The sequence below is a fragment of the Mucilaginibacter segetis genome (genome assembly GCF_016522075.1).
Lineage (GTDB): Bacteria > Bacteroidota > Bacteroidia > Sphingobacteriales > Sphingobacteriaceae > Mucilaginibacter > Mucilaginibacter segetis.
Map to the genome: position 1 here is coordinate 43161 of NZ_JAEHFW010000004.1, position 19852 is coordinate 63012.

11 protein-coding genes are annotated in these 19852 nt (G+C 41.7%); 10 read left to right on the forward strand and 1 reads right to left on the reverse strand.

The genetic code is table 11. The features are described from left to right. Positions 1-6 precede the first annotated feature (6 nt). The 10 genes from I5M19_RS17950 to sov all read left to right on the forward strand — a co-directional run bounded on the left by I5M19_RS17950 (position 7) and on the right by sov (position 17433). On the forward strand, positions 7-1743 hold the full coding sequence (locus I5M19_RS17950) for a tetratricopeptide repeat protein (RefSeq protein ID WP_200067758.1): 1737 nt from the start codon (positions 7-9) through the stop codon (positions 1741-1743). Next, positions 1721-2512 carry a DUF4292 domain-containing protein gene (locus tag I5M19_RS17955; RefSeq protein ID WP_200067759.1) on the forward strand — a complete coding sequence of 264 codons (792 nt, stop codon included), beginning with the start codon at positions 1721-1723 and terminating at the stop codon, positions 2510-2512. The genes I5M19_RS17950 and I5M19_RS17955 overlap by 23 nt, the downstream gene beginning before the upstream one ends. Positions 2513-2529: 17 nt before the next feature. Beyond that, the gene (locus I5M19_RS17960; RefSeq protein ID WP_200067760.1) at positions 2530-3810 is read left to right on the forward strand and encodes a murein hydrolase activator EnvC family protein; all 1281 of its coding nucleotides are present in this window, start codon (positions 2530-2532) and stop codon (positions 3808-3810) included. Between the two features lie 58 nt (positions 3811-3868). Beyond that, positions 3869-4360, forward strand: a complete 492-nt coding sequence (locus tag I5M19_RS17965; protein WP_200067761.1) for a Sec-independent protein translocase subunit TatA/TatB — start codon at positions 3869-3871, stop codon at positions 4358-4360. Between the two features lie 37 nt (positions 4361-4397). Then, positions 4398-4586: a twin-arginine translocase TatA/TatE family subunit gene (gene tatA, locus I5M19_RS17970; protein WP_200067762.1), complete on the forward strand. Its 189-nt coding sequence runs from the start codon at positions 4398-4400 to the stop codon at positions 4584-4586. A 94-nt stretch (positions 4587-4680) separates the two neighbouring features. After that, complete coding sequence (gatA, locus tag I5M19_RS17975) at positions 4681-6108, forward strand: Asp-tRNA(Asn)/Glu-tRNA(Gln) amidotransferase subunit GatA (RefSeq protein WP_200067763.1); 1428 nt, start codon at positions 4681-4683, stop codon at positions 6106-6108. Between the two features lie 56 nt (positions 6109-6164). Further along, a complete protein-coding gene (locus I5M19_RS17980; protein ID WP_200067764.1) occupies positions 6165-7361 on the forward strand; it encodes a lytic transglycosylase domain-containing protein in 1197 nt (398 codons plus the stop codon). Positions 7362-7464: 103 nt separating this feature from the next. Then, positions 7465-9774, forward strand: coding sequence for an NADP-dependent malic enzyme (locus tag I5M19_RS17985; protein ID WP_200067765.1), 2310 nt, complete (start codon positions 7465-7467; stop codon positions 9772-9774). A 3-nt stretch (positions 9775-9777) separates the two neighbouring features. After that, entirely contained in the window at positions 9778-10362 is a 585-nt protein-coding gene (gene ruvA / locus I5M19_RS17990; protein WP_200067766.1) for a Holliday junction branch migration protein RuvA, read from the forward strand. Between the two features lie 60 nt (positions 10363-10422). Further along, complete coding sequence (gene sov, locus I5M19_RS17995; RefSeq protein ID WP_235985886.1) at positions 10423-17433, forward strand: T9SS outer membrane translocon Sov/SprA; 7011 nt, start codon at positions 10423-10425, stop codon at positions 17431-17433. 51 nt (positions 17434-17484) lie between these two features. On the opposite strand, the gene I5M19_RS18000 is transcribed toward sov, so the two are convergent. Continuing rightward, on the reverse strand, positions 17485-19752 hold the full coding sequence (locus I5M19_RS18000) for an aconitate hydratase (protein ID WP_200067768.1): 2268 nt from the start codon (positions 19750-19752) through the stop codon (positions 17485-17487). Positions 19753-19852: the final 100 nt, after the last annotated feature.

Genomic DNA, 19852 nt, shown 5'->3' on the forward strand with positions numbered 1-19852 from the left:
ATATAAATGAGATTTATAGCGGTCATAGTATTATTTACCATTTTTTCATTCAGCAGTTTTGCTCAAAACAAGCTGAAGAAAAATAATAATGCCGATGCTTTTACATCAAAGGGCCTGAGCAATGCTGATAGCGGGGTGGTCAGGCAGCTTTATTTTTCAGCTCTTCGGGAAAAAACGATAGAAAATTTCAGGTTGGCGTCTGACCTGTTTACCCGGGTTTTGCAAATAGATCCGGCTAATGATGCATCAATGTATGAGCTGGCCAATCTGCAAAAAATTCAAAAAAATTATGCAGATGCGGTGCCGCTCTTAGAACGGGCCGTAACTATCAGTCCGGATAATGAATGGTATTGGTTAGCCCTGGCTGATGGGTATGAAAAGACCAATAACATCAATAAGCTCGAGAACGTATTTGATCAGCTTATACGTCTTGATCCGAAAAAGCCCGATTATTATTTTGACAAGGCAAATGTTTATCTGCTGCAAAAAAAGTATGATGAAGCTTTGAAGTTATACGACCAGGTAGAACTGCTTACGGGCCCCAGCGACGAATTGCTGGCAAATAAACAAAAGATATATTTAAGGCAGGGCAATATAAATAAAGCAACGGACGAGCTTGAAAAAATGATAGCTGAAGAGCCTTCGGAAATAAAATATTACATAAAACTCGCGGATGTTTACAATTCTAATGATAAGAATGATAAGGCGCAGGAGGTAATAGAACGCGCGCAGAAAATACAGCCCGATAATGGTATTCTTCATCTTGCACTGGCGGATATTTACAGGGATAAAAAGAAATACGAAGACAGTTTTAATGAACTGGAAAAAGCATTTGCTGATCCGGATGTGGATATAGAACAAAAGATCCGTATCATTTTAGGGTATCTGCCTCAGTTTTCTGATCTGAATGCTAAGGCCAGCGCCCTTCAACTAAGTAAAATTCTTACCACCACCCATCCGGATAATGACAGGGCTTTTGCCATGTATGGCGATATGTTATTGCAAAATGGGAAATATAGCGAAGCTAAGGCAGCTTACAAAAAAGCAATTGCGTTAAACGGGCAGGTTTATGCCACACAGGAACAGTTAGTTAGATTAGAGATAGGAGATAATGATATTGAAAATGCGATAAAAGATGGCGAAAATGCGCTTTCTTATTTCCCTAACCAAGCATCGATGAATTATTTGGTAGGGGTTGCATGGCAGCAGGCTAAAGATTATAATAAGGCATTAAGTTATTTAAAAAACGCGCTCGCGTTAGAGCCGGCCGATAAGGAGTTGCTTTCGCAATGTTACTCCTCAATGGGCGATTGTTACCATGCAATCAGCGATAATGCTAAATCAGACGAGGCATATGATAAGGCTTTGACATACGATCCGGATAATGCTTATACTTTGAACAATTATGCTTACTATTTGTCGTTAAGGAATGAGAAGCTGGATAAAGCCGAACAGATGTCAAAACACAGTAACGTTTTGCAGGAAAATTCAGCATCATTTGAAGACACGTACGCCTGGATATTATTTAAACAAAAAAATTACCGGGAAGCTAAGGTTTGGATAGAAAGATCGTTACAACACGATAAAACCAATAGCTCGCTCAAAACAGAACATTACGGTGATATCCTGTATTTTTTAGGGGAAACAGATGGGGCGGTAAAAAATTGGATAAAAGCTAAAGCTCAGGGTGAACAATCGCCCGTTTTGGAACAAAAGATAAATGAGAGAAAATATATTGAATAAAATACTGGTAATTTGCTGCATTATTATAGCAATGGGTTGTTCATCAAAAAAACTGCTGGTTGTAAAAAGACCTGTTGCCGACTCCGCTATAAATGCTACAGATGATAAAGCAGAAAGGCTCGCGGCTGTAAGTTCCAGCCAGATTACTTTCAATACCTTTTCGGGCAGGGCCAAAACAAAATTAGATATTAACGGGAATGATAATGATGTAACGCTTAATATTCGTGTAAACAGGGGGCAGAAAATCTGGATATCCATCACCGCTATAGCCGGAATTGAAGTAGCCCGGGCACTTATTACCCCTGATAGTATACAGGTTTTGAACCGGATAGATAACGTGTATCTGAATAAGCCCTTTAATTATATTTACAATTATGCCGACAAACAGGTTAATTTTGGCACTTTGCAATCGTTACTGGTGGGAAATGCGATACCCGAGTTAATTAATGCTAATACCACTGTTGAATTTAATGATAATAAAACAACCTTGTCTGGTAATGTTAAAGGACTTCTTTATAAAATATTACTGGGGGCTGATCTTAGGGTAAGTGAAATGACTTTACAAAATCCGGAAACCCGCCAATCATTACAGGTAACCAATAGTGCATTTACGCAAGCTGATGACCATATTGTACCCTCGGAGGTTAATATAACATCCGTATCCGGAAATAATAAGGTATTAGTGAATTTGCGTTATACTAAAGTTGAGTTTGATAAGGTGCTTGAATATCCCTTCAGTATCCCAAAAAATTACGAACCTGCTAATTAAAATTATACTTTTGGCGAATGAAATTTTTTAGAGCGGTATTATTTATTATTTCTGTGTTTTTTGTTTCCGGCGTGTTTGCGCAAAGCAGTTCGGAGTTAAAAAAACGGCGTGATAAGTTAACCAATGAGCTGGAACAACTAAACAAAGAATATAACGAGGTAGCCAGCAGTAAAAAAGTATCATTAAAACAGTTAAATATCTTAAAGGCAAAAATAAATTTACGGGAAGAAAAGATCCGGAATATCAATTCTGAGGTAAGAAATCTAAATAATCAAATCTCTCAGAGCAATAATACCGTACGTAGTTTACAGGCGCAGTTAGATCAGCTTAAGAAAGATTATGCCGGGATGGTACTTTTTGCTTATCGAAACAAGAGCGGCTATAATAAGCTGATGTTTATTTTCGCGGCGAAAGATTTTAACCAGGCTTACAGGCGTTTAAAATATCTGCAACAATTTGGAGCTTACCGCGAGCGGCAGGCGGGATATATACAAAATACGCAAAAGGAACTTAAAGAAAAGATACAGGAACTTGATAAGGATAAAAAGCAGAAAAGTGATCTGCTTGCCGATCAGGAAAAAGAAAAGGCAACCTTGGGCAAAGAGAAAAATAATCAGTTAAAGGAGATTACAAATCTTTCGAAACACCAGGGAACGTTACGGAAACAACAACGTGACCTGAGAAATAAAATTGACAAAGCAAATAAACAAATTCAGGCCGTAGTACGCCGGGAGATAGAACAGGCAAGGCGCGAGGCCGAAGAAAAAGCCAGATTAGCTGCTGCTAAAGCTAAGGCGGAGAACCGTGCGGGGGAAAGCAAAGCAAAAACGATTGATAAAAGTTCAACCACCAGCGAGGTGTTAAACGCAACTCCTGAGGCGGCAAAATTATCAAATGACTTTTTAGGTAACAGGGGCCGATTACCATGGCCGGTAGCTAACGGACAATTAGTGCATGGTTTTGGTACCTATAAAGATGCGGAAGGTATAACTATTGATAACTTAGGTTATGAGATTAGAACAGGTGACGGGGCAGCAGTAAGGGCCGTTTTTGACGGGGAGGTAATAAATATTACCGATGTGAGTGGTACATATTTAGTTATAATAAGGCATGGAGAGTATTTTACCTCTTACCAAAATTTACGTACCGTGGTTGTATCAAAAGGACAAAAAGTTAACACAAAACAAACTTTAGGTACTGTTGCTACTGATCCGTCGAGTGGGGAAGCTGAGGTTATATTTGGCTTAACTAAGGGTGTTACTTCAGTTGATCCAAAATTATGGCTGACGCCAAACTAAGTTGAAGATTATAGCGTTCTATTTGTTTATATTTGTAACTTTAATTTAAGTAAGGATAATGTTGAGTTCAGTTTTTTTATTTTTGAACATAGGCGGCGGCGAAATGATACTTATCGTTTTTGCAGCACTGATGCTATTTGGGGGCGAAAAGTTACCTGGTATTGCACGCACATTAGGCAAGGGCATAAGGGATTTTAAGGATGCCTCTGAAGATGTGAAACGGGAGATAAATAATCAGATTAATACTTTTGAAGAGAAAAAAACTGAAATAAAAACACCGGCAACTGAACAAAAAACATATGAATCAGAAGGTGTTGCCGGTACTCTCCCGGCGTTTTCAGGGCAGTCAGCAACTGATGTTATAGACGAAACGGAAAATAATGAAATTGCCGTTGCTGAAGAAGAGAAACCAACAGAACAAATAATAACTGAATCTCCTGTGGCTGAACATAATGATGTTGTTAATACTTCAGCTGATGAAATGTTGACTACTGAAAATAACACTACAGAAGAACCGGTAAAAAAATCTATCGAAGAAGAATATAAATAATAACAAAAATATTAACGTAACATAAAATTAAAAAATCATGGGTGGATTAGGCGCACCAGAAATTATTCTGATCATTATTGCAATACTTATTTTATTTGGCGGAAGAAAAATCCCTGAACTTATGAAAGGTTTAGGTAAAGGTATGAAGGAATTTAAAGACGCGCAGAACGGCGAGTCAAACAATACAACAAATACCTCTGCTACAGAGGAAAAGCCAAAGGCTTAACTGTTGCTGTTAAAAGCATAATTGCTGTTTAAACTTACAACTTATCTGTTGAAATATTTATGCTTCAACAGATAAGTTTTTTTATTTTAGGCCCATGGCTAAAAAATATGCCTCTTACAGTCAACTTAAGAGGGAATTATATAGCGGGGAAGTTACTGCTGAAGAGCTGGTTAAAAGTTACCTTCAGCAAATAAAAAGCAACGCCCGCTTAAATGTTTTTAACGAGGTATTTGAACAGGAAGCGCTGGCTGCTGCAAAAAATATCGACGAACGTATCGCATCGGGTGCATCCTTGGGCAAACTCGCCGGAATGGTTATAGCTATTAAGGATAATATTTGCTATAAAGGGCATAAAGTTAGCGCATCTTCAAAAATATTAGCAGATTTTACTTCCATATATTCCGCGACCATAGTTGAACGTTTATTGGCAGAGGACGCCATTATTATCGGCCGCTGTAATTGTGATGAGTTTGCTATGGGTGCCGCAAACGAAAATTCATTTTTCGGGCCGGTAAAGAATTTTGCTGATGAAACCCGCGTATCAGGCGGCTCATCAGGAGGTTCGGCGGTTGCCGTGCAGGCGGGCATGTGCCACGCAGCAATTGGTACCGATACCGGAGGGTCAGTAAGGCAACCGGCGGCCTTTTGCGGTGTTATTGGCTTAAAGCCCACTTACGGAAGAATATCCAGGCATGGAATTATATCTTATGCTTCATCATTTGATCAGGTTGGTCCATTAACACAATCCATTGAGGATGCTTTATTGTTATTGGAGATCATGGCCGGGCCCGACGAGTTTGACGGTACACTTTCTACAAAACCTGTTCCTGAAAGCAAAAAGCACAGCCGCGATACCGGTAAAAAGAATATCGCATACCTGCAGGAGGCTTTATCAAGCCCCGGCGTTGATGATGAAATTAAAAATAAGCTTATCAGTTATATAGAGAAACTTCGCGCAGACGGACACATCGTAAAGCCAGTATCATTTGAATTGCTGGATTACCTGGTACCTGCCTATTATATATTGGCAATGGCCGAAGCATCGTCAAATCTGGCCAGGTACGACGGCGTGCATTTTGGGTATCGCAGTCCGGAAGCTACCGACCTGGTATCGACCTATAAGCGTTCACGTTCCGAGGGGTTTGGTAAGGAGGTTAAGCGACGTATTATGCTGGGCACATTTGTATTAAGTGCAGGTTATTATGACGCTTATTATGCGAAAGCACAAAAAGTTCGCCGCCTGATAAAAGAGAAAACAGAACAATTATTGCAGGAGTACGATTTTATATTGACACCAACCGCTCCAGAACCGGCTTTTGAGATGGGAATTAAAGAAAAAGATCCGGTGGTGAATTATTTACACGACATTTTTACGGTACAGGCTTCTTTAGCGGGTTTACCGGCAATTTCGTTGCCGGCAGGTAATAATAGCAAGGGTTTACCGTTAGGCTTACAATTAATAGCCAAAAATTTTGCCGAACAGGAGTTGTTGAGTTTTTCTGATTATTTCTTGCAGCTATAAAAAATTAATATATTAGTAAATAATTTTAAACTGTTGTTCCCTGTAATTAACCCCTTATGAAGAAACTGTTTACTTTTATTATTTGTATTTCATTAATACCAATAGTTAAGGCAGATGTAAATAAGCATACTTTACAATTCGCGTTTAAATTATCGCTGCTTAACCGGGTTGATACTAACGCGATTTCGCCCCCCAGCCCGTCAACTCGGTCCATTTACGAAGATAATGTATACAAACGCCGGCTCGACTCGGTACAAAAAGATGTGCCATTAGATTATAACGAGTATGTACAGGCTTATATTGATACCTACATGGGGCGAAAAGGCGACATCGCTCGTTCATTGGGCTTGTCTAAATATTATTTTCCTATTTACGAAAAGGCTTTTCGTGATGCCGGGATCCCGGAGGAGATGAAATATCTTTCGATAGTTGAATCGGAACTAAACCCTAATGCTGTTTCAAGGGTTGGCGCTACAGGTTTATGGCAGTTTATGTCGGAAACGGCTAAAATATATAATCTTAAAATAGATAATTATGTTGATGACCGCCGCGACCCCATAGAGGCAACCTATGCTGCGGCCGCCTATTTAAAGGATGCCTATCAGCAATTTGGCGACTGGCTTTTGGCAATAGCATCTTATAACTGCGGTAAAAGCAATGTAGAGCGCGCCATGGAAAAAACAGGTGGTCACGACTATTGGTCGATACGTGAGTATCTGCCTGCCGAAACCCGGGGTTATGTACCCGCTTATATTGCCGTAAGCTACATGATGCAATATTATGATAAATATAACATTACGCCCGAGCAAAGTGTATTAGCTATGCAAACAGATACCGTTATGGTGAACAAGTATGTTTCGCTTACTAAAATATCGGCTGCATTAGGTATAGGGGTACAGGATATGGCTTTACTAAATCCGGCGTACAAGCAATTGATAATAAATGGAACGGCTGCACAGCCGCGAAGGTTAGTGATACCCCAAATATCAAAAGACAGGTTTGCCGTTTTGTACGAGGTGTTAAATAATCCTGATGCGCCGGTACCCGCTGTGCAATCCGCTACTGCGAAAACTTTACAGGCCAAAACTGTTTTGCCTAAATATTATACTACAAAAAAGGGGGAGACCCTTGAGGATATTGCAGACAGATACGGTGTAGATATTGAAGATCTGAAACTATGGAATAAAACCATCATAGGTATTAAAACCGGGCGCCTGCAAGCAGGTGTAACACTTAAAATAACTCGGGGATAAATGTATTAAACAAGTTAGCCCGGTTTTGAAAAACATCAAAACCGGGCTTTTTTATTAGCCGTTCAAAAAGTAATTGTAATTTTGAGGGCTTGAATTTGATAAGATGAACAAAACCAATCGTAAACAGGACGCCCTTAATTACCACTCTAAAGGTCGTCCCGGAAAAATACAGGTAGTACCTACCAAACCAACTAACTCACAGCGCGATCTTACTTTGGCTTATTCGCCTGGTGTGGCCGAGCCTTGCCTGCGTATTGCCGATAATGTAGAAGACGTATACAAATACACAGCTAAAGGTAATTTGGTAGCCGTTATAAGCAACGGCACAGCCGTGTTAGGATTAGGGAATATTGGCCCCGAGGCCAGCAAGCCGGTTATGGAAGGTAAAGGTTTGTTATTTAAGATATATGCTGATATTGATGTTTTTGACCTGGAAGTAAATGCCAAAAGTGTTGATGAATTCGTAAACATTGTAAAGGCATTAGAACCAACGTTTGGCGGTGTTAATCTGGAAGATATATCCGCTCCAACCTGTTTTGAAATAGAGCGTCGCCTTAAAGCGGAAATGAAGATCCCGGTAATGCATGACGACCAGCATGGTACGGCCATCATATCTGGTGCGGCGTTAATGAATGCCTGCGAAATACAAGGAAAAAAACTCGATAGAATTAAAATGGTAGTGAACGGCGCGGGCGCTGCTGCTGTTTCCTGTTCCAGAATGTATCTTTCACTGGGTGTGAAAAAGGAGAATCTGGTAATGTTTGATATAAACGGGTTGCTTACACCTTCCAGAACCGATCTGGATGATATCAGGATGGAGTTTGCCACACAGCGTAAAGACATTACCACCTTAGCTGACGCCATGAAAGGAGCCGACGTTTTTGTTGGCCTCTCAGCCGGAAATGTGGTTACCCCGGCAATGCTGGTTAGTATGGCTAAAAATCCGATAGTATTTGCGATGGCCAATCCTGAGCCGGAGATCGCATACGATATAGCTATTAAATCCCGTAAGGATATAATTATGGCTACGGGCCGGTCGGATTTTCCTAACCAGGTGAATAACGTATTAGGGTTTCCGTACATATTCAGGGGCGCGCTTGATGTAAGGGCTACAGCAATTAATGAGGAGATGAAAATTGCGGCGGTAAAGGCAATTGCGGAAATGGCAAAGAAACCTGTACCCGAGGCGGTTAACCTGGCTTATAATATAACAAATTTGAAGTTTGGACGCGATTATATCATCCCCAAACCAATGGATCAGCGTTTAATAGTGGAGGTATCGGCGGCAGTTGCTAAAGCGGCAATTGAATCGGGTGTGGCTCGTAAAACCATTACCGATTGGGATGCTTATAATGAAGAACTGCTTTCGCGATTGGGCCATAATGATAAATTACTGCGTGATATTACCAATAAAGCCAAGCAGGATCCTAAAAGGGTGGTTTTTGCTGAGGCAGATAATTATAAGATATTGCGTGCTGCACAAATTGTTAAAGAAGAATGTATTGCTACTCCTATTTTATTGGGGAATGTTGAAAAAATAAAGCAAATTATAAGCGATAATGACCTTGACCTGGGTGATGTGCAGATCATTGACCCTCGCGAGGACTCGGAACGCCTGCAGGAGTTCACCGAATATTACTTTAAAAAGCGCCAGCGCAGAGGTGTTACCTTTTTTGAGGCGAAGAAATTAATGAGCGACCGTAACTATTATGGAGCCTCGATGGTGCAATTTGGTGAAGCGGATGCGCTGATATCCGGTCTGACCAAGAATTATGTGCCTACCATTAAACCTGCTTTACAAATTATTGGCACACAGGAAGGTGTTAACCGTGTAGCAGGTATGTATATGATGATCACCCAAAAAGGCCCGGTGTTTTTTGGTGATACCACTGTTAACGTTAACCCCACAGTACAGGAGCTGGTTGATATTACCGTTTTGATGGAACACTCAGTTTGCCAGTTTAATATTAAACCCCGCATAGCTGTATTATCCTACTCGAACTTTGGCTCCAACGAGGGTGATATACCGGAAAAAACACGTGAAACGGTAAGAATTCTGCATGAAAAATATCCGGATATGGTTGTTGACGGCGAAATGCAGGCTAATTTTGCGTTAAATACACGATTGCTTGCAGACAATTTTGCCTTTTCAACACTAAACGGTAAACCTGCAAACACACTTATATTCCCTACACTGGAAGCAGGAAATATAGCGTATAAACTATTACAGGAAGTTGGTGGGGCAGAGGCTGTAGGGCCAATTTTATTGGGCCTGAAAAAGCCGGTGCATGTATTGCAGTTAGGCAGCTCGGTTCGTGAAATTGTAAATATGGTTACCATAGCGGTGGTAGATGCACAGGAAAAGAGCAGGGAAGAAGCCATAGCCGCATCAAAATCACGCAAAAAGAAATAACATATGTACGATTATATTGATGGTAAATTAGCTTTTAAAAGTCCTGCTCATGTAGTGATCGATGCCGGTGGTGTAGGTTATCATATCAATATATCTTTACATACGTATTCACAGATCACCGGGGAAGAAAAGTGTAAGCTATATATATGGTTGCACGTAAAGGAAGACGCGCACACCCTATACGGGTTTGCTGAACCCGGCGAACGCCGGTTGTTCCTGCATCTGGTATCTATATCAGGCATAGGGCCTAATACGGGCCGTATGATGCTGTCGTCTATTACACCGGCCGAGATACAGGCAGCCATAGTACAGGGGAATGTATCCCTTATACAACGCATTAAGGGGATAGGTCCCAAATCTGCTCAGCGAATTATTTTAGAACTCCAGGATAAGCTGCGAAAAGAGGGGCCTGATACGCTGACTATGATGCCCGTATTAAAAACCGTTAAGGACGAAGCCTTATCCGCCTTAGTGATGCTGGGCTTTGCCCGCAATGCTGCCGAAAAGGTGCTTGAGCAGGAAATAAGCAAAAATAATGGCGTTTTAACTGTTGAACAGTTAATTAAATTCGCTTTAAAAAGCTTATAATTACCTGTAATTCTTAAATGCTTGGTTAGGTTTTTTACTTGTAGGATTTTTGTAAGTATATTGTTTGTTGCTGCATTATGCGGACAGGGAGCAGTGTTTGCGCAGCAAAAACCTTTGGCCAGTGCAAAAGCTGATACCACTTTTATAAAAGCCCCTGTAAAAATAACCCGGTCAAAAAATCAACGTCTGCTTGATGGGGTATTAACCCCTGATCCGCCAAACCTTGTTCGCACTATTGAGTACGATGCGGCTACTAACCGGTATATATTATACGAGAAAGTAGGTAACCTGCTTTATCGCCCGCCTGTTTATCTCACTTTTGACGAATATCTGCAACTGCTGCAAAAGGATAACAAACGTGAATATTTTAAACAACTGGCTGATAATTATGCTTATGAATCGCAGCAGCCCGGTTTTATACCTCAGATAAAGGTACGGAGTAAAACCTTTGAGCAGATATTTGGCAGTTCAACCATTAATATCCGTCCACAGGGTTCGGCTGAGATGATACTGGCGGGCCAGGTTAATAAAAATCAAAATCCGTTATATAATACTCGGCAACGCAGCCAGTTCAATTTTAATTTTGACCAGCGCATTCAACTGAACGTAACAGGCGATATTGGCGATAAGCTAAAAATAAGCACCAACTATAATACAGAAGCTCAGTTTCAATTCGAAAATCAGATAAAACTGGATTATACGGGTCACCCCGATGAAATTATACAAAAAATTGAGGCGGGTACGGTAAGTATGCCTTTAAATACTACATTAATTTCAGGTAGTCAGGCCTTGTTTGGCATTAAAACTAAACTCAAATTCGGCAAGCTGGATGTTACCAGCATACTTTCGCAACAGCGGTCGCAATCAAAAACCATCACTATTACCAATGGATCGCAACAAGGTAATATTTCCCTTACCGCTGCGGACTATGAGGCAAATAAGCATTATTTTTTGGCGCAGTATTTTCGCAATAATTATAACAAGGCGCTGGCTAATATTCCCATCATCAGTTCAAATGTTACCATCACCAAAATTGAGGTTTGGACTACTAACCGCACTAACGTAACCACAGATTCGCGCGATGTGCTTGCTTTCTTAGATTTGGGTGAGAATAATCCTTACAACACTACCCTTATACAGGGCGGCGCCGGTTTCAGCGGATTGCCGGCCGGTTTCCAGGGCCCGGGGTTTGTGCAGCAATCCAACTCCTTACTGGCAAACCTGCCTGCCAATGCCCGTATTACAAATTCCAATGATGTTGCAAATTATTTCCGCAGCACAGGTAATACGGATAATTACGCCAAATTAACTTATGCGCGAAAGTTAACGGATAAGGAATTCACCCTTAATCCAAAATTGGGTTATATATCGCTGAATTATCCGCTTAATAATGATGAAGTACTTGCCGTGGCGTATCAGTATTCTTATAATGGCGTACAGTATCAGGTTGGTGAATTCTCCAGCGATGTGCCGGTTGACCCCAATACTCCAAAAGTGCTTTATGTAAAATTGCTTAAGAATGAGTTACTGAAAACCAACCTGCCTACCTGGGATCTGATGATGAAGAATATATACTCCTTAGGGGCCTTTCAGATAAGTCCGGAAAATTTCAGGTTAAACATTACACGATTGGATGACAAGTCCGGAATTGAAAAATCAATTATGGATGAAGGCGTAAATACAAAAGGAAAGCGGTGGTTACAGCTAACCGATGTAGATAACCTTGACCAGCAGAATGATAAACGGCCGGATGGCTTCTTTGATTTTTTAGAGGGGATCACTATAGATTCGCAAAACGGGCGAATCATGTTCCCGGTGCTGGAACCATTCGGATCAGATCTGTCGAGGCAGTTTGCTCCGGGCGAACAGGATCTCGCCAACAGGTATGTATATCAACCCTTATATGATTCTACGAAAACCATAGCTCAGCAATTTTTTCCCAAATTAAACAGGTATTTAATAAAAGGAACATATACATCAACAGGAGGGTCGGAATACCAACTGAATGCCGTTAATATACCACAAGGTTCGGTAGTGGTTACTGCAGGCTCGTTAAAATTACAGGAAGGCGCCGATTATACGGTGGACTATAGCGCAGGGCGCATACGGATACTCAATCAGGCGCTGCTCTCATCAGGGCAACCCATCAATGTAAAGTTAGAGAATAATGAGCTTTTTGGGGTTCAGCAGAAATCGTTATTTGGAACCCGGCTTGATTATCATGCTAATCCCAATCTGGAACTTGGCGCTACTATATTGCACCTTACCGAGCAGCCCATTTCTCAAAACGAAATAGTTGGGGAAGAGTCTATCTCCAACACCATATGGGGCTTTGATGCTAATTACAGCTCAAATTCCCGGTTTTTAACACGGTTGGTAGATAAGATCCCCTTTATTAATACCAAAGTGCCATCAACAGTAAACCTGAGCGGTGAGTTTGCGCGCCTTATGCCGGGTAACCCTAACGCGTTGAATTTTGCGGGGTCAAAAAATGGTACATCTTATCTGGATGATTTTGAGAACAGCAGATCGGTTATTGATATCAAGAGCGCTGGCAGCTGGCAGATATCCGGTACGCCGCAAATGTTCCAGGAATCGCAACTTTTTAATGATCTGAGCTACGGTTACAACCGTGCACGTCTGGCTTTTTATAATATCGATCCTATATTTTATACAAGTCTTGGTAATATACCTATTTCCAGGAACGAACTCTCTAACAACTATGTAAGACAGATAATTGAGCAGGAGGTGTTCCCGTACAAGCAGTCAGTTATAGGGCAGGGGATAAGTCTGGCTACGTTAAACCTGGCATTTTACCCCATGATCCGCGGGCCGTATAATTACAGCACTACCGGTATAAACAGCGACGGTACCTTACAAAATGCTAAAAGCCGCTGGGGAGGTATTTTCAGGAAGATAGAAACTAACGATTTTGAAGCTCTGAATGTTGGCTACATTGAATTTTGGGTAATGGATCCATTTATTAACAAACCATCATCACAAGGGGGAGACCTGTACTTTAATTTGGGTAGCCTGTCTGAAGATATATTAAAGGATGGGCGTAAAAGTTTGGAGAATGCCTTACCTGTTGACGGAAGTACAGATAAAACTGATGAAACCGCTTGGGGGAGGGTATCAAAGCTACAGCCTGTAATAAACGCGTTTGATAATAACCCCGATGCCCGCCGGCTGCAGGATATTGGTTTGGACGGTTTAAATGATACCGATGAACAAGCTAAATTTAGCAGCGTGGTGCAACAAATTAAAGGGGCAGTTAGTCCGTTGGCAGCAACAAATTTTGCTGCCGACCCATCGTCTGATGATTACCGTTATTACCAGGGCCCGGAGCTTGATCAGGAAAGGGCGGGGATATTAGAGCGTTACAGCAGGTATAACGGTACCGAAGGTAATTCCAAAACGGCAGAACAATCACAGGCCGAACTGGGATTACAAACCTCCGCGTCCACTTCACTCCCCGACGGGGAGGATATCAACCGCGATAACAACATGAGCCAGACTGATGAATACTTTCAGTACCGGGTCTCCATCAGGCCGCAGGATATGGTGGTGGGTAAAAACTATATCAGTGATAAAGTAACATCTAATGTTAAATTAGCTAATGGTACTGATGAGTCTGTTACGTGGTACCAGTTCAGGATACCGATAACTGATTATGAAAGCAAGGTGGGTAATATACAGGATTTTAAAGCCATACGCTTTATGCGGATGTTCATGACCAACTTTGCCGATACAGCTATACTGCGTTTTGCTACATTGCAATTGGTAAGAGGCGAATGGCGCACCTTTAATGCCGAAAATAATCCGGCTAATATTATTGCTGACCCGGGCATTGCCAATCCTGTGAATGATAATTCAACGCTCGACGTACAGGCGGTAAATATTGAAGAAAACGGCAACCGTACACCTATACCTTATGTAGTGCCACCCGGTATTAACAGGCAGCGTAATTATAACAACCTGCAAACTGATACGCGACTGAATGAACAATCACTCTCGTTAAATGTAAGCAATCTGCGAGACGGGTATTCAAGAGCAGCTTTCCGAACGTTTTATAACGATCTGCGGTCATATAAACGCATCCAGATGTTCATACATGCCGAAGGGGATATGTTGAAGGATAACGACCTGAGTGCGTTTATACGACTCGGGGCTGATTATCAGGATAACTATTACGAATATGAAGTGCCGCTGGCTGTAACCCAGCCCGGTACGCGCGATCCGGATGCCATATGGCCGGCAAGTAACGAACTCGACCTGCAGTTAGATGTACTTACCAATGCCAAACTCGCGCGTAATAATGCCAAACTTAACGGCGAACCATGGCCATACACCGTGCCATTTGTTTTTACCGACGGAAGTAATAAAATTACCATTAAGGGGCAACCCGACCTGAGTCGTTTGCGTACCATTATGTTGGGCGTTCGTAATCCATATAAACCCAACGCGGTTGGGAGTACAGATGATGGACTGGATAAAACCGGTATTGTTTGGTTTGATGAACTGCGTTTAACAGACTTTGACAATCGTGGTGGCTGGGCCGCTACTGCACGGGCCGATTTCGCACTGGCTGATTTTGCCAATATAACGGTAACCGGGAGCAAAAGTACGGTAGGTTTTGGTACGCTGGATTCCAGGTTGAATGACAGGAGCCGGAGTGATAACCAAATATATGATGTGTCAGGAAGTGTTGAACTGGGTAAGTTTTTCCCGGATAAAAGCGGGATACGTATCCCTGCCTACGTAAATGTGTCTAATCAGGTAAGTACTCCTCAGTACGACCCGGCCTCGCCCGATGTTGAACTTAAGAAAACACTTGCAGCAGCACCTACTTCGCAAGCGCGTGACTCTATACGTAATGTATCTGTTGATTACACCATGCGTAAAAGCATTAATTTCACCAATGTACATAAAGAACGTACAAATCCTGATGCGCCTGTACACATCTGGGATGTAGAGAATTTGAATGCAACCTATGCCTATACGGAATACACGCACCATGATTTTAATGTAGAGAACGACTTTGCCAAAACGTATCGCCTGGCATTGGCTTATAATTACAGTAATCAACCTAAATATTATTCGCCCTTTCAAAAGATAATTAAGAGCAACCTGCTTGCTTTAGCGCGCGATTTTAACTTTAGCATATTACCGTCACGTTTAAATTTCAGCATTAGTTTCGATCGTTTTTATTCAGAGAACACACTGCGTGATAATGATCCTAATAACTTTATTCCAATACCTACCAGTTTTAACAAGAATTTTAATATCACCCGTGTATATGGTATAGGGTGGAATTTATCGAAGTCGCTGCAGTTGGATATTGATGCCACCAATCTTTCAGTAGTGGATGAACCCGCAGGTCGCATTAATGGCCTTAAGCGCGATACACTTTGGGAAAACCTGAAAAAGCTGGGCCGTACTACTAATTATAATCATACTATCAACCTTAACTATACCACGCCGATAAACAAAATACCGGGCCTGGACTGGACAGCGCTGATAGCGCGTTACAGCACGCATTTTAACTGGCAAACCCAACCGGAATTTGCCATTAATAACGCCGATTATAATATTGGTAACAGTATTCAAAACTCGAGAAGTATACAGCTTAATCCATCGTTAAATTTTACCACTTTATACAATAAGTTTGCTGCTTTGCGAAAAAACGGTAACAGCAAAGGTGGTGGTGCCGGTCAGTTTTTATTGAATATAGTTACCGGCATAAAAAGTATCAGCGGCAATTACACCCGTACGGAGGGAACCTTTTTGCCCGGTTATTTGCCCCAAACAAACTTTTTTGGGGAAGACTTTACCTACGATGCACCGGGCTTAGGGTTTTTATTGGGCAGCCAGGCCGATCTGCGTAATAAGGCCGTAGCCAACGGTTGGATAACAACCGATACATTGCAAAATCAGTTGTATGTAAAAACGTTTAATGAGGACCTGCACCTGCGGAGTATTATTGAGCCAATAAAAGATTTGCGTATAGAGTTGATCGCCTTTAAAACCGAGGACCGGAACTATCAAACTAATTTTAAATATCTGTCAGAAACCGGCATGATTGAGAATTTAAGCCCGGTAACATCAGGTACCTATAGTATATCATATTTAACATTAGCTACAGCGTTTTCTAAAGCCGGAGGAATTAATAATACATCTTCTGTTTATCAGCAATTTTTAAATAACCGGTCAATCATATCACAAAAGCTGGGTGTGCTCAATCCCAATTCGACAGGTACAAGCGGCGGTTACGCCGACGGTTACGGACCCAATGCACAAAACGTATTGGTACCTGCATTTTTAGCAGCATATTCAGGCAAAAGTGCTAACTCTTCATCCCTTAATCAATTCCCGGATATTCCTATACCCAACTGGCAAATAACGTATAACGGGTTAGGCAAGCTGCAGTTTTTTAGTGAGTTATTTGATTCTTTTGACCTGCGGCATGGGTATCGTTCATCATACAATGTTAATGGTTACACCACTTTATTGCAATATCACGAAGATAACGGGAATGTAGACTCCAGAGATGCCAATAACGACTTTTTGCCATTTTATCAATTTACACAGGTAAGCATTTTTGAACAGTTTGTGCCATTAATAGGTGCCGATGTAAGATTTAAAAACAGCATGACGGCCAACTTTGAGTATCGTAAAACACGGTCGCTGAGTTTGAGTTTACTAAACAGCCAGTTAGCCCAGCAGGATGAAAATATACTGGTGTTCGGATTTGGCTACCGGCCTAAAAATTTCAGGATGCCTTTTGGCTTGTTTGGTACAGGTGCAAGGCAAAACAATGATGTAAACTTTAAACTTGATTTGGCTTTGCGAGATAATAAAACACTTATTTATCGCGCGGATATCGAGTCTGCGGAGATTTCTTCCGGCGCCAAAAATATAACTATTCGCCCGTCCATTGATTATGTGATCAATCAGCGATTTAATCTTAACCTGTTTTATGACAGCAATATCACCAAGCCTTATACCTCTCAAACTTTTAACACGGCCTTTACCAACTTCGGGATAAACCTAAAACTTTTACTGCAATAAAAAAGCCTCCCCGAAAAACGGGAAGGCTTGTATTTATTTAAACTTAAAGGCTTAAGAAGCCATTTGTCTGCGGATAATATTTAACGCACCGCCTGCCTTAAACCATTCTATTTGCTGTGCATTATAAGTATGGTTTACCTGGAAGGAATCCGTTGTGCCATCAGTATGATGTAAAACTACAGTTAACTGTTTGCCCGGAGCAAATTCAGTTAAACCGTCTATGTCAAAAGTGTCATCCTCTAATATCTTATCATAATCATTACTGTCAGCAAAGGTAATTGCCAGCATCCCTTGTTTTTTAAGGTTGGTTTCGTGTATACGTGCAAATGATTTTACCAATATAGCCCGAACGCCTAAATGGCGTGGCTCCATAGCTGCATGCTCGCGTGATGAACCCTCGCCGTAATTTTCGTCACCTACAACTATACTGCCTACATGGTGAGCTTTATAATCGCGCTGAGTGGCGGGTACAGGTCCGTATTCACCTGTTAAGGCGTTCTTTACACTGTCCGATTCATTATTGAAGTAGTTAATTGCACCAATGAGCATATTGTTGGAAATGTTATCCAGATGCCCGCGGAACTTTAACCATGGTCCGGCCATAGAGATATGGTCTGTAGTACATTTACCTTTGGCCTTAATTAAAAGTTTTAAGCCCTTAATATCAGTGCCTTCCCATGCGGTGAATGGTTCCAAAAGTTGTAGCCTTGCTGATTTTGGGTCAACAATAACTTCCACTCCGCTACCGTCTTCGGCAGGAGCCTGATAACCGGCATCTTCAACAGCATAACCTTTTACCGGCATTTCTATCCCCATAGGCTCATCCAATTTTACCTGCTCACCGTTTTCATTAGTTAATGTATCAGTAAGCGGGTTAAATGTTAGATCTCCGGCAATTGCAAATGCGGTCACTATTTCAGGAGATGCCACGAAAGCATGGGTGTTAGGGTTGCCATCATTACGTTTAGCAAAGTTACGGTTAAACGAGGTAATGATAGAGTTTTTGCGGGTAGGGTCATCAGTATGACGAGCCCATTGGCCTATACAAGGACCGCAGGCATTAGCTAAAACTACACCGCCCATTTCGGTAAATGTATTTAAATAGCCATCGCGGTCAACAGTATAACGCACCTGTTCCGAGCCCGGAGTTATTGTAAACTCTGCTTTGGTTTTAAGATGCTTGTCAACAGCCTGTTTAGCTATTGATGCAGAACGGGTAATATCCTCGTAGGATGAGTTGGTGCATGAACCTATTAAACCTACCTCTAACTCAGCAGGCCAGTTATTCTCTTTAACCGCAGTAGCGAATTTTGAGATAGGCCATGCCAGATCGGGTGTAAAAGGGCCATTAATATGCGGCTCAAGCTCACTCAGGTTTATTTCAATAACCTGATCAAAATATTGTTCAGGGTTAGCGTATACTTCATCATCGCCTGTTAAGTGTTCTTTAACGGCATCAGCCAGTTCGGCAATATCTGCACGTTTAGTACCTTTCAGATAAACTGACATTTTTTCATCGTAGCCGAATATGGAAGTTGTTGCTCCAATTTCCGCACCCATGTTACAGATGGTACCTTTACCTGTTGCAGAAAGCGAGCGGGCGCCTTCGCCAAAATATTCTACAATAGCACCGGTACCACCTTTTACAGTAAGTATACCTGCTACTTTAAGTATTACGTCTTTTGCTGATGTCCAACCGGAAAGTTTTCCGGTTAACTTAACTCCGATCAGTTTAGGGAATTTAAGTTCCCATGGTAATCCGGCCATCACATCACATGCATCAGCACCACCAACGCCAATGGCTACCATGCCCAAACCACCCGCGTTAGGGGTGTGTGAATCTGTACCTATCATCATGCCACCGGGGAAAGCGTAGTTCTCTAACACTACCTGGTGAATGATACCGGCACCGGCTTTCCAGAACCCTATGCCATATTTATCAGATACGGAAGCAAGAAAATCATATACTTCGCGGTTTACATCAATGGCCGTGTGTAAATCTTCAGTGGCGCCTATCTTAGCCTGTATAAGGTGATCGCAGTGTACGGTTGAAGGTACTGCAACCTGCGGCCTTCCGGCTTGCATAAATTGCAGCAGGGCCATTTGCGCTGTTGCGTCCTGCATGGCAACACGGTCAGGTGCAAAATCAACGTAATCAGTACCACGTTCAAATGCTTGTTTAGCATCTCCTTCGGAAAGGTGAGCATATAATATTTTTTCGGTTAAGGTAAGGTGTTTACCAGTCGCTTTGCGTGCCGCATCAATACGGGTGCTATAGCGGTCGTAAACATTTTTGATCATATCTAAATCAAAAGCCATATTTGTTTGATTTTTAGTTTAGTAAAAGACAATAAAAGCCCTGGTAGGGCCGCGCTGCGAATTTACTAAATATAACAGCCAAATAATAGCGGCTGTTTGC

Bases quoted from the DNA above. Each gene is read 5' to 3' on its own strand.
- I5M19_RS17950 (WP_200067758.1), top strand. From the start codon at position 7: ATGAGATTTATAGCGGTCATAGTATTATTTACCATTTTTTCATTCAGC.
- I5M19_RS17955 (WP_200067759.1), top strand. From the start codon at position 1,721: ATGAGAGAAAATATATTGAATAAAATACTGGTAATTTGCTGCATTATT.
- I5M19_RS17960 (WP_200067760.1), top strand. From the start codon at position 2,530: ATGAAATTTTTTAGAGCGGTATTATTTATTATTTCTGTGTTTTTTGTT.
- I5M19_RS17965 (WP_200067761.1), top strand. From the start codon at position 3,869: ATGTTGAGTTCAGTTTTTTTATTTTTGAACATAGGCGGCGGCGAAATG.
- tatA (WP_200067762.1), top strand. From the start codon at position 4,398: ATGGGTGGATTAGGCGCACCAGAAATTATTCTGATCATTATTGCAATA.
- gatA (WP_200067763.1), top strand. From the start codon at position 4,681: ATGGCTAAAAAATATGCCTCTTACAGTCAACTTAAGAGGGAATTATAT.
- I5M19_RS17980 (WP_200067764.1), top strand. From the start codon at position 6,165: ATGAAGAAACTGTTTACTTTTATTATTTGTATTTCATTAATACCAATA.
- I5M19_RS17985 (WP_200067765.1), top strand. From the start codon at position 7,465: ATGAACAAAACCAATCGTAAACAGGACGCCCTTAATTACCACTCTAAA.
- ruvA (WP_200067766.1), top strand. From the start codon at position 9,778: ATGTACGATTATATTGATGGTAAATTAGCTTTTAAAAGTCCTGCTCAT.
- I5M19_RS18000 (WP_200067768.1), bottom strand. From the start codon at position 19,752: ATGGCTTTTGATTTAGATATGATCAAAAATGTTTACGACCGCTATAGC.